The sequence below is a fragment of the uncultured Spongiibacter sp. genome, from assembly GCF_964011655.1.
GTDB classification, from domain to species: Bacteria; Pseudomonadota; Gammaproteobacteria; order Pseudomonadales; family Spongiibacteraceae; genus Spongiibacter; species Spongiibacter marinus.
The window spans coordinates 50,832-73,440 of record NZ_CAXGPO010000012.1 but is presented as its reverse complement, the minus strand read 5'-3'; the positions used below and the strand labels follow the sequence as shown (position 1 = coordinate 73,440).

Sequence of the window (22,609 nt, the reverse complement as noted above, 5' to 3'; positions counted from 1 at the left end):
GGGCGGCTCGCAGGAGCCGCCGCTACAGAGCTTTACTCGTCGAGGAAGCTGCGCAGATGATCTGAGCGCGTAGGGTGACGCAGTTTACGCAGTGCCTTGGCTTCAATCTGACGAATCCGCTCACGGGTAACATCGAATTGTTTGCCAACCTCTTCCAGAGTGTGGTCGGTGTTCATATCGATACCGAAACGCATGCGCAGCACCTTGGCTTCGCGGGCGGTAAGCCCTGCCAATACATCCTTGGTTGCTTCGCGCAGGCCTTCACCCGTGGCCGAGTCTACCGGCGAGGAGATCGTGGTGTCCTCAATGAAATCGCCCAGATGCGAGTCTTCATCGTCGCCAATTGGCGTCTCCATGGAGATCGGCTCTTTGGCGATCTTGAGCACTTTGCGAACTTTATCCTCAGGCATTTCCATGCGCTCGCCCAGCTCTTCCGGGGTCGGCTCACGGCCCATCTCTTGCAGCATCTGCCGAGAAATACGGTTTAGCTTGTTGATGGTTTCGATCATGTGCACAGGAATACGGATAGTGCGCGCTTGATCGGCGATTGAACGGGTAATCGCCTGACGAATCCACCAGGTGGCGTAAGTTGAGAACTTATAGCCGCGACGGTATTCGAATTTGTCTACGGCCTTCATCAAGCCGATATTGCCTTCCTGAATCAGATCCAGGAATTGCAGTCCGCGATTGGTGTATTTCTTCGCGATAGAGATAACCAAACGCAGGTTTGCCTCAACCATCTCTTTCTTCGCGCGACGCGCTCGCGCCTCGCCGATAGAGATGCGACGGTTGATCTCTTTAATGTCGGAAATTGTCAGGTCCTGGCGCTCTTCAATGGCCGCAATGCGCGACTGGATGCGCGCCAGCGTAGGCTTGTAGTCGGCCAGTGCCGGGTATTTGCTGCTGTGCTCGTCCACCCAGTCAGCATTGGCTTCGTTGCCTTGGAAGCTGCGGATAAACTCCTTGCGATCCATGCCGACGTTTTTCACGCAGATCAGCATAATTTCTTTTTCGAGCGCGCGAATTGAGCTGAGCGTGGTGCGCACTTCTTCAATCAGCGGGTCGAACATGGAGGGCGTCAGTTTGAAGAACTTAAACAGTTCGCCCAGTGCCGCCAGCTCTTTCGCGGTTTGCTTGCTGTAGCGACCGTGTTTGGCAATGCTCTTCTCGACTTTGTCTTGCTGTTTTTGCAAGGCAGTGAAGCGGACGCGAGCCTCTTCTGGGTCGGGGCCAGAGCTGGTTTCTTCATCGTCATCGCTGGACTCTGCTGCGGCAGCGGCCTGCGCCTGCGGCGAGGGCACGTTGTCGGCGGGGTCGAGGTAGCCGCTCATGATATCGCCCAAGCGGCGCTCTTCGGCGGCAACTTTGTCGTACTCAGCCAGTACGCTTGGAACGATGCCTGGGTAGTAGGCCAGTGCGGCCATCACATCGCGGATGCCTTCTTCGATGCGCTTGGCGATAACGATCTCGCCTTCGCGCGTCAGCAGCTCGACGGTGCCCATTTCGCGCATGTACATGCGAACAGGGTCGGTGGTGCGCCCCGTTTCGGTTTCCACCGCGGCCAGTGCGGCGGCAGCTTCGGCGGCGGCGATGTCGTCAGAGGAGTCGCCGCCGGTCATGATCAGTGTGTCTTCATCCGGCGCATGCTCAAAGACCTGGATGCCCATGTCGTTGATCATCTGGATGATTTCTTCAACCTGGTCCGGATCGGAGATGTCCTCGGGAAGGTGGTCATTAACCTCGGAATAGGTCAGGTATCCCTGCTCCTTGCCTTTGGCAATGAGTTGTTTGAGGCGCGATTGATGAGTGGAATCATTCATTCTTGCAAAATACTCGTAGGTGCAGGTGAAAAAACAGCCGCGTATTATACCTCAGCTGTATGGTCTACGACCAGCAAAAACAGGCTCTGTTCAGAATTGCCTGTCTATTTCTACCGCCGTTGCTTAGCGCTGGTGTTTATTGGCCAGCAGTTGCTGTACGTGTTTGAGCTGAGCTTTGGTGTCATCACTGAGTTCAGCGTAGTTGCCGTCGGGGCCTTTGTCGACTTCGTCGCGCTCGCGAAGGCTCTCCAGGCGGGCTTTTAGGTCGCGATCGCGCTGGCGCTCCTCGAAGTAGTTGAGGGTGTCAAAAAAAGCCGTTTTGGCGCGCTGGTCATCCAGGGTGGCGCCCAGCAGTTCGATGGTTTTTAGTGCTTCGGTCAGCAGTAAATATTGCGGCTGGCCGTGCCAGTGGCCGAGCAGCATGGCCGTGGAGGACTCCGGGCGTTTTTGCAGCAGGGATAATATTTCTTCCAGCAGCTCGCTCGTGCGCGAGGGCGGCGCGGCCTTCAGTGCGGTGGTGGAGGCGGCGATGGTTCCCGGGGCGTACAGCAGCATAGCCAGTGCGAACAGCGCCGGGTCGCGCTTATTGTCTGGCAGGCTGCCGAGCAGGCGCTCAGTGTCCGTGTTTTTCGGTTGGCGCTGTTCGGGGGAGGGCGTTTCGTCAGCGGTACCGGGTTGCGCCGTGCTCTGGGCCTCTGACTCGCTGCGCTCGCGCAGTTTGTCGAGTGCGGCGCGGCTCAGACCGCTGCGTTTGGCCAGCTCATCGAACATAAGCTCGCGAAACACGCCGTCTGGCAATTGAACCAGCAGCGGTGTGGCGAGCTTGGCCAGTGCCGCTTTGCCCTCAAGGGTGGCTGGGTCGAGGCGGTCGTTGAAGGCGTCGAAAAAGTACTCCTCCAGCGGTGCGGCGCGGGCGATCAGTGCTTCAAAGCCGGGGCCGCCGACGCGTCTGACGGTGTCGTCGGGGTCTTCGCCCTCGGCGAGGAATAAAAAGCGAATGCGGCGGCCGTCTTCCATAGTGGGCAGCGCATTTTCCAGCGCGCGCGACGCCGCTCGGCGGCCGGCGTCGTCGCCGTCGAAGCAAAACACGATTTCACTGCAGTAGCGAAAAGCGGTGCGCAAATGGTCGCTATTGCTGGCGGTGCCCAGGGTCGCCACGCCGCAGCGAATGCCGTACTGCGCGAGGGCGACCACATCCATATAGCCTTCGACAATGATCACCCGCTCGAGCTGGCGGTTGTACTGTCTGGCTTCATAGAGTCCGTATAGCTCGCGGCCTTTGTGGAAGATGTCGGTTTCCGGAGAGTTCAGGTACTTGGGTTTGTCGTCGCCCAGTACGCGACCACCGAAGGCGACGACGCGGCCCCGGTTGTCGCGGATCGGGAACATAATGCGGTCGCGAAAGCGGTCGTAGACTTTGTCGCTGTCCTCTTTTTCCACCAGCATGCCAGCATCCAGCAGTTGCTGGCGTGACTCGTCGTTGCTGCCAAAGCTCTTTAGTACATTGTCCCAGCCCGGCGGTGCGAAGCCGATGCCAAAGTCGCGGGCGATTTGCCCGCTGAGGCCGCGTTGTTTTAGGTAGTCGACGGCGCGTTGGGCTTGAGGGTGCTGGCGCAGCTGGTTTTGGTAGAACGCGGCCAGCTGTTCCATGGCGTCGTAAATCGTTTTGCGGCGCTGTTGGCGCTGTGCCTGCAGGGGGCTAAGCTCTTCGCGGGGGACTTCCAGGCCTGCACTGTGGGCGAGGCTATCGATCGCCGAGGGGAAGTCCTGGCGGTCGTAGTCCATGATAAAGCCAATGGCATTGCCGGCCGCGCCGCAGCCAAAGCAGTAGTAGAACTGCTTGTCGGGGTTAACGCTGAAAGAGGGGGTTTTCTCTTCGTGAAACGGGCAGCGGGCAGTGTAGTTGCGGCCTGTCTTCTTTAGCGACACCCGCCGATTAATAACATCGACAATATCCACCCGCGACAACAGGTCGTCGATAAAAGATTGCGGGATGCGTCCTTTTGCGGCCACTGGCGTTATTCCGAAGGCGGAATGGCTAGCCTAGCAGGCACGTGCTCGGCTAGCCAGCTGGCGATTACTGGCTGAGCCGCTCTTTGATTTTGCGGCTCACGCTGCCCATGTCTGCGCGGCCTTGGGCGGCGGGCTTGACCAGTGCGACCACCTGGCCCATGGCTTTGACGGAGTCCGCGCCGCTGTCGGCAATAGCCTTATCGATCAGTGCGTCCAGCTCCTCGTCGCTGAGCGGCGCGGGCATGAATTCCTGAATGATGGCCATTTCAAAGCGCTCTTGCTCGGCAAGCTCTGTGCGCCCGGCTTCTTCATACTGGCTAATGGAGTCGCGACGCTGTTTGCACATTTTGTCGAGCACGGCCAGGCCGCGCGCGTCGTCGACCTCAATGCGCTCATCCACCTCTATACGCTTGAATTCAGCGAGTACCAAGCGAATAGCGCCCAGGCGCTCTTTCTCTTTCGCCCGCATAGCCGCTTTCATGGCGTCAGTCAGCGATTGCTTAAGGCTCATGGTGTCAGTCCTCTGCAGTGGGGCGGAATAGGTAAATGTGTCAGGCACAAAAACGGGCGGCTTTTAGCCGCCCATTTATGGTAGCGCGTTGTCGCACTGAAAGCAGGTGCTTGCCGCACCCGCTGAGCAACTTAGTAGAGGCGTTGCTGCTTTTTCATTTCGCGAGAGACTTTCTTCGCGTGGCGTTTAACCGCCGCCGCAGCCTGACGCTTACGAACCGCTGTGGGCTTCTCGTAGAATTCGCGACGGCGAACCTCAGCGAGTACACCGGCTTTTTCGCAAGAGCGCTTGAAGCGGCGCAGAGCGATATCAAAGGGCTCGTTTTCTTTGATCTTGACTGAAGGCATTCGTTAAACCTGTCCTGATAATATTTGGCAATGAATTCTAATCGGTCCACCCAATAACTAAAGGTGGCACTCCAAGGGCGCAGAATTCTAAACGCTCATTTGTGAAAATGCAAAGTAAAAAGCGCCTTATCTGGTGCCATTGTGTGGAAATCAGTATCATGCGCGCTCAATCGGTGGAGCAAATAGGTAGGCTGTGCGGGTACTGGGACTAGAAAGCTCCTGTGATGAAACAGGTGTGGCGATTTACGACAGTGAGCGGGGCTTGTTGGCCGATGCGCTCTATAGCCAGATTGCGCTGCATGCGGAATTTGGGGGTGTCGTCCCCGAATTGGCGTCCCGAGACCATGTTCGCAAATTGCTGCCGCTGGTGCGACAGGTGCTGGATAGCGCCAATTTGCGTGGCAGCGATATCGATGCTGTGGCGTATACCGCTGGCCCAGGGCTTGCCGGCGCACTGATGGTGGGCGCCTGCGCCGGGCGCGCAATGGCGTACGCCTGGGGCGTGCCGGCATTGGCGGTACACCATATGGAAGGGCATTTATTGGCGCCCATGCTAGAGGACACCGCGCCGGAGTTTCCTTTCATTGCGTTATTGGTGTCTGGTGGTCACACGCAACTTGTTCGTGTGGATGGCATTGGTAACTATCGCTTGTTAGGCGAGTCGCTGGACGATGCCGCCGGCGAAGCATTCGACAAGGCCGCGAAGATGCTCGGTCTTCCCTATCCCGGTGGCCCCCAGTTGGCGAGGGCCGCTGCTCAAGGTGATGTGTCCCGCTTTACCTTTCCCCGGCCGATGGTCAATCGCCCCGGTTTAGATTTCAGCTTTAGTGGCCTGAAAACCTACACCTTAAATACCGTGGCCGAGTGCTGTGCCGATGGGCAGCTAAGCGACGGCGATCGCAACGATATTGCTGCCGCTTTTCAGGAGGCTGTGGTCGACACGCTGACGATTAAATGCCTGCGCGCACTGAAGCAGGAGGGCTTGAAGCGCCTGGTGATTGCCGGCGGAGTGAGTGCCAACACCGCGCTGCGTGAGCGTTTGGAAGGGCGGCTGGCGACAATTGGCGCAGCTGTGTATTATCCGCGCCCTGCTTACTGTACCGATAATGGTGCAATGATCGCTTACGCCGGTTGTTGTCGCCTGTTGGCGGGGCAGAGCGAAACGCTGGCGGTGCAGGTTAAGCCGCGTTGGCCAATGAATGAATTGCCGGGTTTGGAGCGCTAGTCGTCATGGATACTGTGTATGTGCGTGGGTTGCAGGTGGATACCATTATTGGCATCCACGATTACGAGCGTGCGCACCGTCAGACCGTGATTCTGGACCTTGAACTGGGCTATGACATCCGCGCTGCCGCGGCCTCCGAAGATATTGCCTTGACGCTGGACTATCAGGCCATAAGCGAACGTCTGTGCGAGTTTATTCGCGGCAGTGAATTCAAACTTGTGGAAACCCTCGCTGAGCGCTGCGCCGCGCTGGTGCGCGAAGAATTTGGTGTGCCGTGGTTGCGCTTGCGGTTAGCCAAGCCCGACGCGCTGCACTACGCCGAGGAAGTTGGCATTGTGATCGAGCGCGGTGATCGCGCCTGATTAAGCCTCGTTGATAAGCTGCTGCAACTGGTCCAGTCGGGCGTTTCTCAGGGCGTTGCCCAATGCGGCGCCGGTTATCCCCTTAGCGATAAAGTCTTGAGCGTTAATTTTCGCCAACCTATCAGCCGCTTGAGTCAGTAAATTCAGGTAGTCACCGTTTTCGCCGCGCAGGTCGGCAAGCTGGCAAAATTCCATCAATATCTGTGGGCGTCGCAGATAGTCCAGCTTCTCCAGTATCGCCAACACACACTCTGCGCTGGGCTGACTGCCCAGTGTCGTAGAGAGTGGCAGCAAGCTCGCGCCGAGCTGTGCCAATTGGCTGGCCGCTTTGCTGGCGTGGAGCTGTTTGCACAATTGTAGGCAGGCGGTGGTGTCGAGCTTGCTGCAGCTCAGCGCAAAGCGGACCTCAGGGCCCTGGAGTGAGGCGCCGGCGGATGTGTTCAGTGCATCGAGCAGGTCGCGGTCCAGGCTGGAGGCCCATTGGGGGTACAAGGTAGGTAGTGCCTGGCAGTCCAGTAGAGCGTTAAAGAAGGCGGAGGGTGTGCGTTCACTTAACGCCTTGTTGATCTCTACCAGTATGCGTTCCGGGCTTAAGGCCTGCAGCTCTTGCGGCGTCGACATTTCGCGCATCAGTGCGCGGGTTTCATCGGCGATTGTGAAGCCCAGGTGAGCGTAGCGGGCGGTAAAGCGCGCCACGCGAAAGATACGCAGGGGGTCTTCTTTGAAGGCCGGTGAAACGTGGCGCAGCAGACGACGCTCAATATCCTTGCGGCCATTGTAGGGGTCGATAATGTCGCCGGCAGCGCTTTTGGCGATGGCGTTAATGGTCAGGTCGCGGCGCAGTAAGTCGTCTTCAAGGGAGACTTCCGGGCCAAATTCACACTGAAAGCCATGATAGCCCACGGCGGTTTTGCGCTCTCGGCGCGCCAGCGCATACTCTTCTTTGGTTTCGGGGTGCAGAAACACTGGAAAGTCTTTGCCAACTTGCTCATAACCCTGTTTGAGCAAGGTCTCGGGTGTAGCACCGACCACCAGCCAGTCGCGTTCATGGAAGGGGTAACCCAGCAGTTCGTCGCGGACTGCGCCGCCGACTAAATAGATGTCCATAGAGTGGCATACTCCGCTATTTCTTGGTTGCTGGGAAGTGGGGGCTTAATGGCTGGGGCAGTCGCAGCGGTGATACTCGCCGCTCTCCATATTCAGCAGCGTCATGTGCCGTCCCCAGACGCAACCGCTGTCTAAGGCAATGATGTTAGGGTTGTGGGTGCGGCCTTCCAGCGCGGCCCAGTGGCCGAACAGTTGTATTTCGGTGCGCGCCGGTTGCGGCCATTCAAACCAGGGGCGGTAGGGCGGCGGGATGTCCTGCCTCGCGCCTTTGAATGTCAGTTCCAGCTCACCCTGCTCGCTACAAATTCGCATGCGGGTCAGGTAATTGGTAATGCAGCGCAGTCTGTCATGGCCCTGTAGGTCGTCGTGCCAGAGGGCGGGTGCGTTGCCGTACATGTGGTGGAAAAACCGGGCCGCGTCAGTGGGGTTGCGCAAAGTGCTTTCCAGCTCTGCCGACAGCGCAAGTGCCTGCTGTGTGCTCCATAGCGGCGGTATCCCGGCATGGCTCATGACATAGCGCCCGTCATCGCTGCGCAGCACCAGCGCCTGCTGTTGTAGCCAGTCCATCAGCGTGGTGAGCTCAGGAGCCTTGAGTAAGGCCTCCAGACTGGGGTGACGCCCTTTTTGAGTGAAGCCGCGGGCCAGCGCCAGGCAGTGGAGGTCGTGATTACCCAGGGTGACCTTTACGCTGTCTTGAATGCGGTACAGATAGCGCAGGGTGTCTAGCGAGTCGGGGCCGCGGTTGACCAGATCGCCAACGAGCCAAAGCTCGTCGCGGGCAGGGTTAAAGGCAACTTCATTGAGCAGGCACAGCAGTGGCTGTAGGCAACCCTGCAAGTCTCCAACTGCGTAGCGCGCCACGGGCGACTTAGTGCAGCGCCGAGCGCTGGGCGAGGGAGAAGATGCCGATGGGGGCGATAAAACGCCGGCCAGAGGCGCTGATCATCTCGTAACTGCCCTCCATCGTGCCGACAGCGGTGTCGATAACGGCGCCCGAGGTGTAGCTGAAGGACTCGCCTGGCTCGATGAGTGGTTGTTTGCCGACCACGCCCTCGCCCTGCACTTCCTGAACCTGATTGTCGCCATCGGTGATAATCCAGTGGCGGTTGAGCAGGCGCACGGCCTCGTCGCCGGTATTGTTGATGGTAATGGTATAGGCGAAGGCGTAGCGCGATTCTTCCGGTGCGGATTGGTCGGCGAGAAACTCGCTTTCAACCTGAATGTGTACGGGGTTGCTGTCTGGCATGCGGGTCCTGATTAAGCGGGGTTGCGACTAATATAATTGGCAATGGCGACGAAGTCTGCCAACTGGAGTGTCTCGGGGCGAGCGCCGGGGTTGAGACCCAGCGCTTGCAGTTGCTCGTCATTGAGGGTGTTCTTGAGGTTGTTGCGCAGCGTCTTGCGGCGCATGGTAAAGGCCTCTCTGAGCACCCGCTGCAAGACGTTAACGTCGTCTGCCGGGCAGGGCAGGGTTTTGTGTGGGGTGAGTCGAACAATGGAGGACATCACCTTGGGGCGCGGCGAAAACGACTCGGGGGGCACATCAAACAGGGCCTCTACCTCGCAGTAATACTGCGCCATGATACCGAGCCGTCCGTAGGCCTTGCTGCCCGGCTGCGCGGCCAGGCGGTCAACAACCTCTTTTTGCAGCATGAAGTGCATGTCGGTAATGCGGTGCTGGGCGCTGAGCAGGTGGAAGATCAGCGGTGTTGAAATATTGTAGGGGAGGTTGCCGACCACCCGCAGTGGTTCATCGCCAGCCAGCGCGGCAATATCAAATTTGAGTGCGTCGCCTTCGTGCAGGTGGAAGTTGTCGCGGGTTGCGAACTTCTCTTCCAGAATCGGGATCAAATCCCGGTCCAGCTCAATAACATGCAGTTGGCAGCCGCTGGCGAGCAACTCGGCGGTGATGGCGCCCTGGCCAGGGCCGATCTCCAGTAAGCGCTGATTTTCTCGCGGTGTAACCGCACGCACGATCCCTTGAATAATACCGCGGTCGTGCAGGAAGTTTTGGCCAAAGCGCTTGCGGGCGCGATGAGTGCTCATAGTGTGTTGCTCGCTGCGTGGCCGGCCATATCAATAGCATAGCGCATGGCTGTTGCCATGCTGCCCGGGTCTGCGCGGCCGCTGCCGGCAAGGTCCAGTGCCGTGCCGTGGTCGACAGAGGTACGAATAATGGGCAGGCCCAGGGTGATATTAACGGCTTGGCCGAAACTCTGATATTTCAGTACCGGCAGCCCTTGGTCGTGATACATCGCCAATACCGCATCACACTGTTCCAGGTGGCGCGGTGTGAAGGCCGTGTCGGCGGGAAGCGGGCCAATCAGTTGCCAGCCTTTGGCGCGATAGCTCGCCAATACCGGCTCTATCGTCTCTATTTCTTCTCGTCCCATGTGGCCGCCTTCGCCAGCGTGGGGGTTTAAGCCCAGCACTAATACTCTCGGTTGTTGGCAGCCGAAGCGTTCGCGCAACTCGCGATGAAGAATATCGAGGGTGCGCTCCAGTTCACGGGGGGTGATCGCCGCTGGCACGGCGCTCAGCGGCAGATGGGTTGTCACCAGCGCCACGCGCATTGCGGCGCTGGCCAGCATCATCACCACTTTTTCTACCTGGCAGCGTTCGGCGAGAAACTCTGTGTGGCCGCTGAAGGCGATGCCGGCGTCGTTAATGACCGATTTTTGCACCGGCCCCGTCATCATGGCCTGACACTCGCCGTGCAAACAGGCATCGGTTGCCGCGCGCAGACAGGTTAAAACATAGTCGGCGTTGGCAGTATTCAATACCCCCAGTTGCGCCGGTGCCGCTAACGCAACGGGGGCAATGCTGATGTGTCCCGGCTGATGGGGGCGGGGTGATGCGGCGTCGAAGGGGCTGAGCGAGATGGGCAAGCCCAGCGCCGAGGCGCGCTCAGTGAGCAGCGCTGGGTCGGCGTAGGCCACCAACTCTGCTGGCCACTCTTGCTGAGCAATTTGAATAAGTAGCTCCGGGCCAACCCCTGCAGGCTCGCCCGGCGTGATGGCAATACGCGGCAACATTAGAGCTTGATATCGACGTAAGCTTCAGCGCGGATTTTACGCAGCCAGATATCCAGTTCGTCTTGGTATTTGCGCTCGTGCAAGACATTGCGAGCCATGCGCTTGCGCAGGTCTTGGCTGACGTTTTGCTGGCGTCTGTCCACCACTTTAATAATGTGCCAGCCAAAGTCACTTTTCACTGGCGCACTGATATCGCCGATGGCGGTGTCTTCCATGGCTTGCTGAAACTCGGGAACCAATTGCCCCGGCGATGTCCAGCCCAAGTCACCGCCTTCCTGGGCGGAGCCGATGTCTTCGGAGTACTCCTTGGCGAGGTCGCGGAAGGAGTCGCCATTGAGCACGCGCTGGCGCAGCTCTTTCGCCAGGCTGAGGGTCTGCGCCTCGCTGCGGATCGCCGATGGTTTTAACAAAATGTGGCTGGCGCGAGTTTGTGCGACGGTCTCGTTAAGGCCACGGCTCTCCAGCAGCTGAATGACGTGGTAGCCGCTGGCACTTTGCAGGGGCTCTGACACGCCGCCGTCGCTCATATTTGGAGCCACGCTGGCAAACAGCGAGGGCAGGTCGGTCTCACGCCGCCAGCCGAGGTCACTGGCGTTGACACTGCCTTGGGCGAGGCTGGTGTAGTCAGCGCCCTTGCGCAGTTTCGCCGCTAGTTGCTGGGCCTGTTGACGTGCGCGCTCGCGATCGGCGTCGCTGGCATCAGACGCTACCGGCACCAATAAGTGTGCCAGGCGATACTCGGGCGATGTACGGGCGCGGCCTTCTTCGGAGTTTAAGTAGTTGGTGACTTCCTGGTCGGTAATTTGAATACGCTGGTTAACGTTGCCCATCTGCACGCGTTGCAAAAGCATTTCGCGGCGTATTTGCTCGCGCACATCGCGGTACGATGCGCCGCTGTCGAGCAGGGCCTGACGGAACTGCTCAAGCGTCATATTGTTTTTGGCGGCCACGCGGCCAACGGCAGCGGTGAGTTGCTCGTCGTCAATGCGCAGACCGACGCGGTCGGCCATTTGTAGCTGGATATTCTCCAGGATCAGCAGGTCGAGAATTTCACGGCGCAGCTGATCTTCCGGTGGCCCTTGCTGGCCGGAGCGGGCAATGTTTTGCTGGACGCTGGTGAGCCGCTCATCCACTTCGCTGGCGAGAATAATATCCTCGTCGACAATAGCGACGATGCGGTCCAGCCACTGGGTTTCGGCATGGCTAGCCACGCTAAACAGCAGCATGCACAGGGAAGCGAGCAGGGGTGTTTTCAGTTTATTCATTCGATTGGTAACCAAGGATGCTTTCTTTAAGTACGCTGGTAACGGCCGTGCCCAGACCACCCAGCCCTTTGAGCTGAAATTCAACTAAGATGGCAGAATTTGTTTCAGTGTCACTGGTATTAGACCTGCTATTGTCATCGGGTTCCAGTGCCTGCTGATAGACAATCCGCGTCAGCCAGCAGCAGTTTTGATACTCCGCGCCAATCAGGTTCTCGACCGAGCGGTTATCTTCCAAATCGTATTGGGTTTTTGCAAACAGCTTCCACTGATTGTTCAGCGGCATGGCGATTGAGGCGTCTACCTGCCGTACATCATTTTCCAGGCCGCCAAACTGGTTGCCTTCGCGGCGAATGCTGTAGCCGAGGTTAATGACGCTGCCGTCGTCATTGCGTCGATGGTAGCGCAGGTTGCTTTGATTGAGTGTGCCTTGGCGGGCGTCGTAAAGCAGGTCGGCATTGACGCTATGGCGATTGCTCGGCGACCAGCGCAACTGACTGGCAATGTCGGAGTTACTGCTTTTGCGTTCGGGGTCGCCGGGTAGCTGAACGCGGCCTTCTTCAAAATAGTAGAGCTGGCCGAGGCTAAAACTGAGAAATTCTCTGCCGAGATTGTTATCGATAAAGCGGCTGCTCACGCCAATCGCCAATTGATCGGCATCGCCAAGGCGGTCGTGGCCGGTAAAGCGGGTATCGCGAAACAGCTGCTGGTAGGTAAAGGTTAACGCGGCGCTGTCAAAGTCCGGCTGATCGCTCTGGTCTTCGTATTCTGCATTGCGGTAGTAAATGCGTGGCTCTAGCGTTTGGGTAAGCGCCTTGTCCGCTAGCTGGAGTTCGCGCTCAAAAAATAAGCCGGCGTCGACACTCAACTGATTAGAGCTGGCGCTGGGGTTGTCGTTGACGCCGATCTTGTCGGCGTCTTCCAGTTCGTAAGCGACGTGGCGGCTTTTCAGCGCCGGCTCGATAAAGCCCCAGCGCCAGCGCATGGGGAGGCTGACCCCAGCCGCACCGTATACGCGCTGGCCGGTAATTTTATTTCCGCCGTCGCTCACCGCATCTCGGTGATCAAAGCGCGAATATTCAAATTCCAGCGAGGGCTCAAGCTGGAAGTTTCGCGCCGGTGATTGATAGTTGAGGGTGAGCTGCGGAAGTTTTTGGTAGGGGTCGTCAACGGCGGCGATGGTTTGGTAGCGCTGCACTTCCAAATGCCCGCTCCAATTGTCGCCGAGATAGCCCAGTTCCGCTTTTTGGTTGAGGTGGGTGCTGCGCTTAACGGCGAGGTTAGCGAGACCGAGATCGTCGAAATAGCTGTCGTCGCTTACCCGCGTGTAATCGACCTTGCTATACCAGCTCTCACCCATAAAGCCCTGCTCGGCAATACCGAGTAGCCAGCGATCATCTTTCTTGGTTTGGTCGTCTGGCAAATAGCTGCCATTGATGGACCACTCGGAGTATTTATTCAGGTAACGAAACTCACCCTCTAAAGCTTCGCCGCGGGTCTCGATATAGCGCGGTGCCAGGGTGAGGTCATAATTTGGCGCGAGGTTGAGGTAGTAGGGGGTCGAAATATCCAGGCTATTGTTGGAGAAGCCCAGCGTCGGAAACAGAAAGCCGGTGCTGCGGCGGTCGTCAACGGGAAAGTTTAAATACGGGGTGTAGAACACCGGTACATCATAGATGCGCACGGTTGCGCCGCGCGCTACCCCCCGGCCGCTGTCGTAGTCCAGTTCAATGCTTTTGGCGTGCAGTGACCAGGTCTCGTTGTCGGGTGTGCACTGGGTATAGCTGGCTGCTTCCAGTTCAAAGCGGTCGAAGGCGGGACGTGCTATGCGCCCGGCGCTGCCTCGTGCGCCGGTTTGATAGCTGAGAATTTCTGCTTCGAGCAGTTCGCCCAGGCCTTGATTGGTATCTAGCTCGGCACTTTGGCCGCGCAGCATAAAGCCGGGCTGTCGCAGCACTACGCTGTCTCGCAGCATCACGCTGCTGTCGCTGCGCCGGTAGCGGGCATAGCCGGCGTCCAGGCTGAGATTGCCTTTGCGCAGTTGTACGTCGCCGGACATGGTGGCGCGGTCACCCACCGACTCGATGGTATCGGCAGAGACGACTAATGGCGCCTCAGTAGGGCTTAACTGCGAACCGCTCCAGTCGCGAGCGGGTTCCACAAAGCGACCGGCGCAGCCCGGCGCCATATTACAGCGCACCGATTCGGGCAGGTATTCCTGAGGTAGCCAGTTCCAGTGCTGGTAGTAGGCGGGCAGCTGGGAGATGTCAGCGTCCAGTTGTTCGCTACTGATCGGCCCACAGCGTTGTTCTGCCGCGCCTTGCGCGAGGCTGGCGGCGCCGTAGCTGCTGATCATCAGCAGTATGAGAGTGCGGAACACGGGCATGCGATACTGGCTTTAATATTTATTGCTGTAGGCCTGAATTGGCGAAGGCGAATAATAAAGCATTCTCTGCTAGGATGCCCGTTTCACAGCGATATTGACGAAAATTCTCGCCCTTGATGACAGCAGATAAGACACAGATAGCTGACGAGCTGAAACGTTGGAGCCTGCAGCAGCTAGGCCTACCCCCTGAAGAGCCCGCGACGCTGTCGGTGGTGTCGGGGGATGCGAGCTTCCGCTGTTACTACCGCCTGAGCTTGCCTGGCGACATGCATTTTATTGCCGTGCACGCGCCGCCAGAGAAAGAAGACAATCCGGCATTTATCGCGGTTCAGCAACGTATGATGGCCGCCAACTTGCGGGTTCCCGGAATGCTGGGCTGGGATTTGGAGCGCGGTTTTCTCTTGCAGGAAGACTTTGGCGACCAGCTATTGTTGCCGTGCCTGAACTCCATAGATGCTGCCGATCGCTACTATCGCGAGGCCTTTACCTGCCTGCTAAATATGCAGTCGATGCCACTGGCCGACGGCGATCTGCCGGACTACGATCGCGCGCGCCTTCTGGAAGAGATGGCACTGTTTCCCCACTGGTTTGTCGAACAATTGCTGGGCCACTCACTGAGCGATGCCGAATGGCAGATGCTGGCGCGCCTGTTTGATCGCCTTGCCGCGCGCGCCGAGGCGCAGCCGCAGGGCTTTGTCCATCGCGACTTTCACAGCCGCAATATTATGCTGTTGAACGATGGCGAGTTAGGGCTGATTGATTTTCAAGATGCGGTGCGCGGTCCACTCACCTATGACGTCATGTCCTTGCTGCGCGACTGCTACGTGCACTGGCCGCCGGCTTCTGTAAAAACCTGGTTGCTGGCGTACCGCCAACAATTGGTGGCGGCGGGGATCGCGGTGCCTGACGAAGACGCCTTTTTGTGGGACGCCGACTGGATGGGCCTGCAACGCCACATCAAGGTGTTGGGCATCTTTGCTCGCCTCAAATTACGGGACGGCAAGTCGGCGTACCTGGATGATCTTCCCCTCGTGATGGCTTACACCCTTAGCGTGGCGGAGCAATACGAGGACTGCTGCGAATTTGTGGTGTGGTTTAGCGATACCCTGTTGCCTCTGGCGCGCCAGCAATCGTGGTTCCGCGAGGTTAGCTTGTGAAGGCAATGATCCTGGCCGCGGGGCTGGGGGAGCGGATGCGGCCGTTGACGGACCACTGCCCCAAGCCCTTGCTGACCGCCGCCGACAAACCGCTGATCGACTATCACTTAGAGAAACTGGCCGCCGCCGGCTTTGCCGATGTTGTGGTGAATAGTGCCTGGCTGTCTGAGCAACTATGCGACTACCTCGGGCGCGGCGAGCGCTACGGTTTGCAGATCAGCCACTCAGTGGAAAGTGAGCCACTGGAGACCGCCGGGGGTATCATTAACGCTTTACCGCTGTTGGGCTCGGAGCCTTTCTTGCTGATCAATGGTGACGTGTTCTGTGATGTCGACTTTGGGGATTTTTTTTCATGCCGGCCACAGAGTGCGGAGCTGCTAATGGTCGAGAATCCGCCCCATCATCCCGACGGCGACTTTTCCCTGAGTGCCGATGGCAAACTGAGTGAATCGGGCTCGCCGCGCTATACCTTTGCGGGAATCAGTGTCTGGCAGCCTGCGTGTTTTGCCGGGCTCGCGGCGGGTCGACGGCCGCTAAAGCCGATTATGCAAAATCTTATGTCACAGGGCAGCCTGCGAGGTAGGCTGCATAGCGGGCGCTGGTGGGATATTGGAACGCCGCAACGGCTCGCTGAACTGGATGCCTACCTGCGCTCTGCGTAAACTAGGACACGTTATTTCCCTATAGCTAATGGAATTTTTATGGCCGATTACTGGATAGCTCCTTCAATTCTCTCTGCTGATTTTGCCCGCCTGGGCGAAGAGGTCGACACGGTACTCGAAGCTGGCGCAGACGTCGTGCATTTCGATGTCATGGATAACCACTACGTCCCCAATCTGACTATCGGCCCGATGGTCTGCAAGGCCCTGCGTAATCACGGTATTAAGGCGCCGATTGATGTGCACCTGATGGTGTCTCCCGTGGATCGCTTGATCGGTGATTTTGCCGAGGCGGGCGCCAGTATTATCACCTTCCATCCGGATGCCTCCACCCACGTTGACCGATCGCTGCAAATGATTCGCGATGCGGGCTGTAAAGCCGGCTTGGTATTGAACCCAGCGGTCGGCCCAGACGTATTGAAATACGTCATGGACAAGCTCGACATGGTGTTGCTGATGTCGGTGAACCCAGGGTTCGGCGGGCAGAAATTTATTCCCTCTACCCTGGATAAAGTTCGCGAAGTGCGGGCGCTGATCGACGCCAGTGGTCGCGATATTCGCCTTGAGGTAGACGGTGGAATTTCCGCTAAGAATATTGCCGAGATTGCCGCCGCAGGTGCCGATACATTCGTTGCGGGCTCGGCGATCTTTAATGCAGACGACTACACCGCAGTGATCGACAATATGCGCAGCGAGCTGGCCGGCGTATGAAACTCCAGCAGTTGCTCGGCGAGGCGCCGCTGAAGGCTATTTTATTCGACCTCGATGGCACCTTGGTGGACTCGGTGCCCGATCTCGCTGCCGCAATGGATGCCGCCTTGATTCACTGTGGCTATCCCGGCGCGGGGGAGGAGCGGGTGCGAACATGGGTGGGCAACGGCGCTGCCAAACTGGTCGAACGCGCGCTCGATTGGGCGGAGAGTACTTCCCAGCGCTCGGGGCCGCCAGTGCCGCACGGTGTTTTGTTAGATGCATTTTATCTGGCCTACGCCGAGGACAGCAGCTCCCGCAGTCAGCTGTTTCCGGGCGTAATCGCGGCGCTGGAATACTGGCAGCAAGCCGGTATCAAGCTGGCGTGCGTCACGAATAAGCCCGAGCGTTTTACGCACCCAATTCTTGCAGAATTTGGTCTGCAGTCGTTACTGCCGGTGGTGGTGGGGGGCGATACACTTGCCCAGCGAAAACCCGACCCCGCGCCTTTGCTGCACGCCTGTGAGCGGCTGGGCGTTGCCGCGGGCAACACTGTAATGGTGGGCGATTCCTCTAACGATATAGACGCTGCCCACGCCGCTGGCATGCCTGCTGCCTGTGTTAGCTACGGCTATAACCACGGCGCCCCGATTGCCGAGGCCGGAGCCGATCTACTGGTGGATGATTTTGGATCGCTGCGTTAATTTTGCGGCTTGATATAGGCGTAGCGTCGGCACTGAGCCTGCCATGCCAATGATCGGCATTCACACGCTGGGGTGAGCATATCAGCCTGAATGCCGTTGAGTTCTATCAGCCTGTTTTCCAACTCATCCTCGCTCTCCAGTTCGCCGTCGTGGCCAATGTGCAGGGTGTCTACAGTGTGTTGATGGAGAAGGTGGTGGCCAATTAACAGGCTGCGATGGCAGCTTGCCGGGTCTTTTTCTGCACACATCAGCGCGATGCGCATAGGCTTGTTCAGGCCGTTAAATACTCGCTCGATACCGCGCTGGAAAAGCGCCGCTGTTTGCAGGCGGCTGAATTGCACTTGACCGTGCTCGTTGTAGTGCGCGGGGTCTTTTGAGCGCGGCCCCAGCTCCTCGCCCAAATAGACATAGGCAATGCCTGCCTCTCGCAAACGCTTTGCCAGTGGTTCGCGGTGGTAGTCGTGGAAGGCGCGGCTGTAGGGAACAGAGCGAACATCGGCAATGGCATCAATGCGGTGTTGCCGCAGTTGGCGCAAAAATACCTCTAGCGGTTTTGTTGCGTAGCCAATGGAGTAGAGGGCGTGCATAGCGTGCTCAAAGCCACCAGTTTACACGCCCACTTGGGCTTGGCTCTAGCGGAAGTTTTCCGGAATGGTTAGCTCGTAGGTTGTGCCAAACCACGGTATGCCGAAATTTACCGGGCCGCGCTGAGAGCTGAAGTACAGCCGGCTGCCGTCGGCGGTAAATGCCGGGCCAGTCAGCTCGCTTTTACCGCCGGGGACTTGCAGCAAGATCTTCGCATTGGCATTGGGGACTATTACCATCAAGCGCATCGCATCGCCATCTTCGGCGACGATAACGTCGCCGGCGGGGCTGACAACCAGGTTGTCGACATCGTCATAGGGGGTTTCGTCAACGGCGGTGAGCTGTTCGTTGTCGAATACCACTTCGATAAGATCGTTGTCGATATCCAAGGCATATACCCGGTTGTCGCCTTTACAGGCAAAGAACACCACCGCCCGCAGAGGGTGGCTGCTGCCCGCGACGGTGCGGCCGTCGGTAAAGCTTTGTATCCATATTCCCTCTCCGCCTTTGAAGACGGTTCCCGGTGCACCGGCGCCGGTTGATGCAATTTCGGCGCGAACGTCAGCCTGGGGGCGTTCGGGCGATTGGACTTCCACCCATTTCACTTTGTGCAGCTGTCGCGCCTCGCTGAGTGCGTCCTGATAACCGCCATTTTCGAAGCCCTCGATTTCCAGCACTTCCAGCAGGCCGTTATTCAGGTTGAGCCCCTGCCGCCCATTCATCGATGGGGCATCTCCCAAGGCGGTGTAGCGGTAGAGCCGACCATCGCCGGCATCCTCGGTGAGATACACGGTGCGAGTGGGCAGGTCTACGGCCACTGCCTCATGGTTGAAAATTCCCAGCGCTGGCCGAGCCACGGCGCTGTCTGCATCGCCAAAGGGATCGCATTCGTACACCAGGCCATCCCGGACTTCCTCGCAGGACAGCCAGGTTTGCCAGGGGGTCGCGCCGCCTGCGCAGTTGTTGCGGGTATCTTTAAGAATGCGGTAGTTGTCGGTAATGCTGCCGTTGGCATCAAAACGCAGAGCACCCACTCCGCCAGGTGTGGATTCACTGTTGGATACGTAAACCCAGCCGCCGTCGTCGCTTTGGAACACCGCCCCGCCATCGGGGTTGCTGTGCCAGAGCGTGAAGTTGAGTGATGGCGAGAAGCCGGCGCGGGCCACGCGGCGTATGGAGAAGCCTTCGGGAATCAATATGTCGTCAACGTCAGAGGTGAATAAGTCGCCGATATTGGCTAGCGGGCCGGGTGACAGCGGCAGCTCGGTTGCCGGGGGAACGGGCGGTTGTGGTGGCTGGGGTGTGTCGCCGTTATCTGGCGTGGTGTTGCTTGTGCTGCGACTCGAGCCGCCACCACATGCGGCGAGGCCAGCGGCGGCGGCACCGAGAAACATTGCGCGCAGCACGTCGCGGCGGCTCTTGATAAGGGGTGGCTGTGTCACCTGTCTACTCCTTTTACTGGCCCGTCTGCCTGGGGGCAGCAGGCCTTAGGCAAAGATTCACTAGGCCGCGAAAGGTAGAGCAAAACTGTGGCAGTTTAATGACACGGAGGGCGCGTTTGTGTCGCAGATAACGGCGTAGGTACTTTGCAGAAGGCGTGACAGGGTGGGGCTATCGACGGGGCGGCTGAAGGGCCAATACCACCCTGCAGCCGCCGTGCTCGCTTGGGCTAGTGGTCGCCAAACAGAAAATTGCGAATCAGCTCTTTACCGCCCTCGGTCGCAAAGGACTCGGGGTGAAACTGAATGCCATGGATTGGGTGTTCGCGGTGCTGAACCCCCATAATTTCGAACTCACCGCCGCGCCGCACCGGGCTGGGGTCGCTAAAGGCATTGGGCGGGATGTCGCCGACTAGCGCAGTGACTTGCAGGCAATCGGGTAGAGACTCTGCCTCGGCGATCAGCGAGTGGTAGCGCATGACTTCCAGCTGGTCCGGGACATTGGCAAACATGCCTTGGTCATTGTGGGTAATCGGGCTGATTTTGCCATGCATGGGCAGTGGCGCCTTGACCACATTGCCGCCGAATACGTGAACGATGCCCTGCATGCCTAAGCAGACGCCGAGTAGCGGAGTGTGCTTGCCGAGCTCGGCGATCACCTGTGAGCACACGCCAAAGTAGTGTTCGTCATCCGGTGAGCCCGGGCCGGGTGAAACGATAATGCGGTCGGCGTTGAGCTGGCGGATCTCGTCCAAACTTAATTCGTCGTTGCGTTTAACGACAATACGAAAGTCGTCGAGCCGCCCGCGGCTCTTTTCGCTGCTCAATATCTCGCCAATATATTGGTAGAGGTTGTAGGTGAAGGAGTCGTAGTTATCAATGATGAGGACTTTCACGATTCGCCTCCTTCGCGGTCATCGACCATAAACTTATCCAGGACCTTTTTGGTGCCGGCGAACTTGCGCCGAATTTCCTCGTATTCATCGTCGGGGTTGGAGTCGTACACATTGCCGCCGCAGGTTTGCACATAGGCCTCTTCGCCATTGGCGAATACCGTTCGGATGGGGATGGCAAAGGTGCAGTCCCCGTTGAATGAAAAGTGCCCGACCGCGCCGCCATAGGGGCCGCGTCCGTCGCCTTCCAGTTCGTTGATGATCCGCATGGCCTCAATTTTGGGGGCGCCGGTTAGCGTTCCCGCCGGGAAGTTGCTGGGCAGGGCCGAGAACATGTCTTCGCCCTCGGCGATAATGCCGACAATTTCGCTGGAAATATGCTGCACATGGCTGAAGCGCTTAATGTCCATCAGGCTGCGCACCTTCACCGTGCCAAACTGGGCCACACGACCAATATCATTGCGATGCAGGTCGACAATCATATTGTGCTCGGCGATTTCTTTGGGGTCGTTGAGCAGTGCGCGGGCCAGTGCGGTATCTTCTTGTGGGTCGGCGCCGCGCCGGGTGGTGCCCGCCAGCGGGAAGGTTTCCATCTCGCCTTGGCGCAATCTAAACAACAACTCGGGACTGGCACCGATCAGTTTTTGCTCGCCAAATTTTACGTAGTACATCTGCGGCGAGGGGTTAATCTCACGCATTTCCTCGTAGATATTGATGGTGTCGCCTTCGAGGCGAAAGCGCTTTTTAAAACCGACTTCCGTCTGGAAAATTTTGCCGTCGATAATGTCCTGCTTCACCTTCATGACGGCGGCGCGGTGATCGTCGCGGCTCATGGTTTCGCCGCAGGAATATATTTTCAAGGGGCCGTTTGCGACATCGTCTTCGGCGAGCAGGGCTTCAACCTCATCGAGGCGGCTGTCGTGGTAGTAAAAATAAATGAGTTCCCCGGTCATCTTGTCGAGGATCAAGCCATCTTTAAAGAGCCCAAATCGAAAGGCATCAAACAGCTCACTACTCTGGATGCTGAGGCTGGGCTCGAAGTAATTCATTGCGTCGTAGCCGAGGTAGCCAGTGAGGCCGCCGGCGTATTTTCGAGAAATAATGTCCTGCGGGACGATTTCCCGGAGCAGGGAATAGGGATTGTCGCTGGGGTAATCGACCTTGCTGCCGTCGCGCTCCTCAATAGTGAGCGTGTTGCCGTTGGCGTAGAGCAGCTGCTCGGGGTCGAAGCCGATAATGGAGTGACGGGCCATATGGCTATCCTCGCCGAGCGACTCCAGATAGAAGCAGTTGTCGTAGCGCTTCTCGATTTTCTTAAACAGTTTAAAAAAATCGCAGTCGGCGCTAATGGTAATGTAATGCGGCTTGCGGGGCAGGCGCAGTCGAGGGGGTAGTTGGCTCATAGGATGTCGGTGCTTAGCCTCGGGAGTGTCGTTTGCGGGCGCGTGAGCCACGGGTGACGGTGGCAATGCCAACACCCAGTTGCTCGGCGATTTGGCGCTGAGGTATTCCGGCATCGAGCAGCTTGAAAATTTGTAGCCGCTTGCTTACCTCGCTGAACTCCGACGGTGTGAGCAGATCGTTTAAGCGCTGATCTAACTCACTTTCGGATGTTGCGGCAAAGAGGTGTTCCAGCAGTTCCTGCCGATGACGGTCATCTTGTGTCTTGCGCGTCGTATTCATGTACTAGTACACTATCACAAAATGCTGGTGGGTCAAAGCATTCGGCCTAGGTGTTTTAGATAGCGGCCTTGCGTACAATGCCCTGCTCGGTAGGCCCTGCCTATTGCCAATCACGAACTGTTTGAGGTGCGCTGCTGTTGTGGTGTTAATGATCGACAACTACGATTCCTTCACCTACAACTTGGTGCAATATCTCAGCGAGTTGGGAGCTGAGGTGGCAGTGTATCGCAATGATGAGTTGAGCATTGAACGCCTGGCGGAAATGTCGCCGAGTCACCTGGTGATTTCTCCCGGGCCGTGTACGCCGAATGAGGCGGGCATTTCGATGGCGGCGATCAAACACTTTTCCGGCAGGTGTCCGGTGTTGGGCGTCTGCCTTGGGCACCAGAGCATCGCCCAGGTATTTGGTGCCAAGGTGGTGCGTGCGCGACAAGTCATGCACGGCAAAACCTCTGCGGTTTACCACCGCAGTGAAGGGGTTTTCGCAGGCCTGAACATGCCGTTAGTTGCGACGCGATATCACTCTCTGGTGGTCGAAAAGCACAGCTTGCCCAGTTGTCTGGAGATGACCGCGTGGACCGAGGACGGGCAGGGGAATGTCGATGAAATTATGGGTTTGCGGCACCGCAGCATGGATGTTGAAGGGGTGCAGTTTCACCCGGAGGCCATCCTGAGTGCACAGGGGCGTGAACTTTTGAACAATTTTTTGGAGCGCAAGGCATGAGTGAGAA

The 22,609-nt window shown here is 58.1% G+C and carries 23 protein-coding genes; 7 read left to right on the top strand and 16 right to left on the bottom strand.

Features of this window, described 5'->3' with window-relative positions; all coding sequences use genetic code 11:
- Positions 1-32 precede the first annotated feature (32 nt).
- The 4 genes from rpoD to rpsU form a co-directional block, all read right to left on the bottom strand.
- The gene (gene rpoD / locus ABNS66_RS08075; protein WP_204996667.1) at positions 33-1,820 is read right to left on the bottom strand and encodes an RNA polymerase sigma factor RpoD; all 1,788 of its coding nucleotides are present in this window, start codon (positions 1,818-1,820) and stop codon (positions 33-35) included.
- Positions 1,821-1,943: 123 nt separating this feature from the next.
- Positions 1,944-3,833 (bottom strand): DNA primase, encoded by a 1,890-nt coding sequence (dnaG, locus tag ABNS66_RS08070; RefSeq protein ID WP_286837935.1) that lies wholly within the window; start codon positions 3,831-3,833, stop codon positions 1,944-1,946.
- A 64-nt stretch (positions 3,834-3,897) separates the two neighbouring features.
- Positions 3,898-4,344 carry a GatB/YqeY domain-containing protein gene (locus tag ABNS66_RS08065; protein WP_204996669.1) on the bottom strand — a complete coding sequence of 149 codons (447 nt, stop codon included), beginning with the start codon at positions 4,342-4,344 and terminating at the stop codon, positions 3,898-3,900.
- Positions 4,345-4,475: 131 nt separating this feature from the next.
- Positions 4,476-4,691, bottom strand: coding sequence for a 30S ribosomal protein S21 (gene rpsU / locus ABNS66_RS08060; RefSeq protein ID WP_027874250.1), 216 nt, complete (start codon positions 4,689-4,691; stop codon positions 4,476-4,478).
- Between the two features lie 193 nt (positions 4,692-4,884).
- On the opposite strand from rpsU, the gene tsaD reads away from it, so the two are divergent.
- Both tsaD and folB read left to right on the top strand, forming a co-directional pair.
- Positions 4,885-5,916, top strand: coding sequence for a tRNA (adenosine(37)-N6)-threonylcarbamoyltransferase complex transferase subunit TsaD (tsaD, locus tag ABNS66_RS08055; protein WP_286837933.1), 1,032 nt, complete (start codon positions 4,885-4,887; stop codon positions 5,914-5,916).
- A 5-nt stretch (positions 5,917-5,921) separates the two neighbouring features.
- A complete protein-coding gene (folB, locus tag ABNS66_RS08050; RefSeq protein ID WP_204996671.1) occupies positions 5,922-6,278 on the top strand; it encodes a dihydroneopterin aldolase in 357 nt (118 codons plus the stop codon).
- Here folB and ABNS66_RS08045 read toward each other — a convergent pair whose 3' ends face one another.
- Genes ABNS66_RS08045 through ABNS66_RS08015 form a run of 7 tightly spaced genes read right to left on the bottom strand, consistent with a single transcriptional unit; the run spans position 6,279 to position 14,062 of the window.
- Positions 6,279-7,385 carry a multifunctional CCA tRNA nucleotidyl transferase/2'3'-cyclic phosphodiesterase/2'nucleotidase/phosphatase gene (locus tag ABNS66_RS08045; RefSeq protein WP_286837932.1) on the bottom strand — a complete coding sequence of 369 codons (1,107 nt, stop codon included), beginning with the start codon at positions 7,383-7,385 and terminating at the stop codon, positions 6,279-6,281.
- 45 nt (positions 7,386-7,430) lie between these two features.
- The gene (locus ABNS66_RS08040; RefSeq protein ID WP_286837930.1) at positions 7,431-8,246 is read right to left on the bottom strand and encodes a symmetrical bis(5'-nucleosyl)-tetraphosphatase; all 816 of its coding nucleotides are present in this window, start codon (positions 8,244-8,246) and stop codon (positions 7,431-7,433) included.
- Between the two features lie 7 nt (positions 8,247-8,253).
- A complete protein-coding gene (gene apaG / locus ABNS66_RS08035; protein ID WP_027874255.1) occupies positions 8,254-8,631 on the bottom strand; it encodes a Co2+/Mg2+ efflux protein ApaG in 378 nt (125 codons plus the stop codon).
- Between the two features lie 11 nt (positions 8,632-8,642).
- Positions 8,643-9,431, bottom strand: coding sequence for a 16S rRNA (adenine(1518)-N(6)/adenine(1519)-N(6))-dimethyltransferase RsmA (gene rsmA / locus ABNS66_RS08030; RefSeq protein ID WP_286837928.1), 789 nt, complete (start codon positions 9,429-9,431; stop codon positions 8,643-8,645).
- The gene (pdxA, locus tag ABNS66_RS08025) at positions 9,428-10,420 is read right to left on the bottom strand and encodes a 4-hydroxythreonine-4-phosphate dehydrogenase PdxA (RefSeq protein ID WP_286837926.1); all 993 of its coding nucleotides are present in this window, start codon (positions 10,418-10,420) and stop codon (positions 9,428-9,430) included. Before pdxA ends, rsmA begins: the two co-directional genes overlap by 4 nt.
- The gene (locus tag ABNS66_RS08020) at positions 10,420-11,685 is read right to left on the bottom strand and encodes a peptidylprolyl isomerase (RefSeq protein ID WP_204996676.1); all 1,266 of its coding nucleotides are present in this window, start codon (positions 11,683-11,685) and stop codon (positions 10,420-10,422) included. The genes pdxA and ABNS66_RS08020 overlap by 1 nt, the downstream gene beginning before the upstream one ends.
- A complete protein-coding gene (locus tag ABNS66_RS08015) occupies positions 11,678-14,062 on the bottom strand; it encodes an LPS-assembly protein LptD (RefSeq protein WP_205618932.1) in 2,385 nt (794 codons plus the stop codon). Before ABNS66_RS08015 ends, ABNS66_RS08020 begins: the two co-directional genes overlap by 8 nt.
- Before the next feature lie 122 nt (positions 14,063-14,184).
- On the opposite strand from ABNS66_RS08015, the gene ABNS66_RS08010 reads away from it, so the two are divergent.
- The 4 genes from ABNS66_RS08010 to ABNS66_RS07995 are packed head-to-tail and all read left to right on the top strand — an operon-like array spanning position 14,185 to position 17,278.
- Positions 14,185-15,225, top strand: coding sequence for a phosphotransferase (locus tag ABNS66_RS08010; protein ID WP_286837922.1), 1,041 nt, complete (start codon positions 14,185-14,187; stop codon positions 15,223-15,225).
- Positions 15,222-15,887, top strand: a complete 666-nt coding sequence (gene murU / locus ABNS66_RS08005; protein ID WP_286837920.1) for an N-acetylmuramate alpha-1-phosphate uridylyltransferase MurU — start codon at positions 15,222-15,224, stop codon at positions 15,885-15,887. Before ABNS66_RS08010 ends, murU begins: the two co-directional genes overlap by 4 nt.
- 39 nt (positions 15,888-15,926) lie before the next feature.
- Entirely contained in the window at positions 15,927-16,595 is a 669-nt protein-coding gene (gene rpe, locus ABNS66_RS08000; RefSeq protein WP_286837918.1) for a ribulose-phosphate 3-epimerase, read from the top strand.
- Positions 16,592-17,278: a phosphoglycolate phosphatase gene (locus ABNS66_RS07995; protein WP_286837916.1), complete on the top strand. Its 687-nt coding sequence runs from the start codon at positions 16,592-16,594 to the stop codon at positions 17,276-17,278. Before rpe ends, ABNS66_RS07995 begins: the two co-directional genes overlap by 4 nt.
- On the opposite strand, the gene ABNS66_RS07990 is transcribed toward ABNS66_RS07995, so the two are convergent.
- From ABNS66_RS07990 to ABNS66_RS07970, 5 genes are all read right to left on the bottom strand, one after another.
- Positions 17,275-17,865 carry a DUF488 domain-containing protein gene (locus ABNS66_RS07990; protein ID WP_286837914.1) on the bottom strand — a complete coding sequence of 197 codons (591 nt, stop codon included), beginning with the start codon at positions 17,863-17,865 and terminating at the stop codon, positions 17,275-17,277. The genes ABNS66_RS07995 and ABNS66_RS07990 overlap by 4 nt on opposite strands.
- Positions 17,866-17,910: 45 nt before the next feature.
- Positions 17,911-19,305, bottom strand: coding sequence for an alkaline phosphatase PhoX (locus tag ABNS66_RS07985; RefSeq protein ID WP_286837912.1), 1,395 nt, complete (start codon positions 19,303-19,305; stop codon positions 17,911-17,913).
- Positions 19,306-19,532: 227 nt separating this feature from the next.
- A complete protein-coding gene (locus tag ABNS66_RS07980) occupies positions 19,533-20,198 on the bottom strand; it encodes an aminodeoxychorismate/anthranilate synthase component II (RefSeq protein ID WP_286837910.1) in 666 nt (221 codons plus the stop codon).
- Entirely contained in the window at positions 20,195-21,598 is a 1,404-nt protein-coding gene (locus ABNS66_RS07975) for a chorismate-binding protein (RefSeq protein ID WP_286837908.1), read from the bottom strand. The genes ABNS66_RS07980 and ABNS66_RS07975 overlap by 4 nt, the downstream gene beginning before the upstream one ends.
- 13 nt (positions 21,599-21,611) lie before the next feature.
- Entirely contained in the window at positions 21,612-21,878 is a 267-nt protein-coding gene (locus ABNS66_RS07970; protein WP_204996686.1) for a Trp family transcriptional regulator, read from the bottom strand.
- A 139-nt stretch (positions 21,879-22,017) separates the two neighbouring features.
- Here ABNS66_RS07970 and ABNS66_RS07965 point away from each other — a divergent pair, with 139 nt between their 5' ends.
- Entirely contained in the window at positions 22,018-22,602 is a 585-nt protein-coding gene (locus ABNS66_RS07965; protein WP_204996687.1) for an aminodeoxychorismate/anthranilate synthase component II, read from the top strand.
- Positions 22,603-22,609 lie beyond the last annotated feature (7 nt).

What these genes read in the sequence shown, in the direction of transcription:
- rpoD (WP_204996667.1), bottom strand. Translation starts at nt 1,820, where the DNA reads ATGAATGATTCCACTCATCAATCGCGCCTCAAACAACTCATTGCCAAA.
- ABNS66_RS08065 (WP_204996669.1), bottom strand. Translation starts at nt 4,344, where the DNA reads ATGAGCCTTAAGCAATCGCTGACTGACGCCATGAAAGCGGCTATGCGG.
- rpsU (WP_027874250.1), bottom strand. Translation starts at nt 4,691, where the DNA reads ATGCCTTCAGTCAAGATCAAAGAAAACGAGCCCTTTGATATCGCTCTG.
- folB (WP_204996671.1), top strand. Translation starts at nt 5,922, where the DNA reads ATGGATACTGTGTATGTGCGTGGGTTGCAGGTGGATACCATTATTGGC.
- ABNS66_RS08045 (WP_286837932.1), bottom strand. Translation starts at nt 7,385, where the DNA reads ATGGACATCTATTTAGTCGGCGGCGCAGTCCGCGACGAACTGCTGGGT.
- apaG (WP_027874255.1), bottom strand. Translation starts at nt 8,631, where the DNA reads ATGCCAGACAGCAACCCCGTACACATTCAGGTTGAAAGCGAGTTTCTC.
- rsmA (WP_286837928.1), bottom strand. Translation starts at nt 9,431, where the DNA reads ATGAGCACTCATCGCGCCCGCAAGCGCTTTGGCCAAAACTTCCTGCAC.
- pdxA (WP_286837926.1), bottom strand. Translation starts at nt 10,420, where the DNA reads ATGTTGCCGCGTATTGCCATCACGCCGGGCGAGCCTGCAGGGGTTGGC.
- ABNS66_RS08020 (WP_204996676.1), bottom strand. Translation starts at nt 11,685, where the DNA reads ATGAATAAACTGAAAACACCCCTGCTCGCTTCCCTGTGCATGCTGCTG.
- ABNS66_RS08010 (WP_286837922.1), top strand. Translation starts at nt 14,185, where the DNA reads ATGACAGCAGATAAGACACAGATAGCTGACGAGCTGAAACGTTGGAGC.
- rpe (WP_286837918.1), top strand. Translation starts at nt 15,927, where the DNA reads ATGGCCGATTACTGGATAGCTCCTTCAATTCTCTCTGCTGATTTTGCC.
- ABNS66_RS07995 (WP_286837916.1), top strand. Translation starts at nt 16,592, where the DNA reads ATGAAACTCCAGCAGTTGCTCGGCGAGGCGCCGCTGAAGGCTATTTTA.
- ABNS66_RS07990 (WP_286837914.1), bottom strand. Translation starts at nt 17,865, where the DNA reads ATGCACGCCCTCTACTCCATTGGCTACGCAACAAAACCGCTAGAGGTA.
- ABNS66_RS07975 (WP_286837908.1), bottom strand. Translation starts at nt 21,598, where the DNA reads ATGAGCCAACTACCCCCTCGACTGCGCCTGCCCCGCAAGCCGCATTAC.
- ABNS66_RS07970 (WP_204996686.1), bottom strand. Translation starts at nt 21,878, where the DNA reads ATGAATACGACGCGCAAGACACAAGATGACCGTCATCGGCAGGAACTG.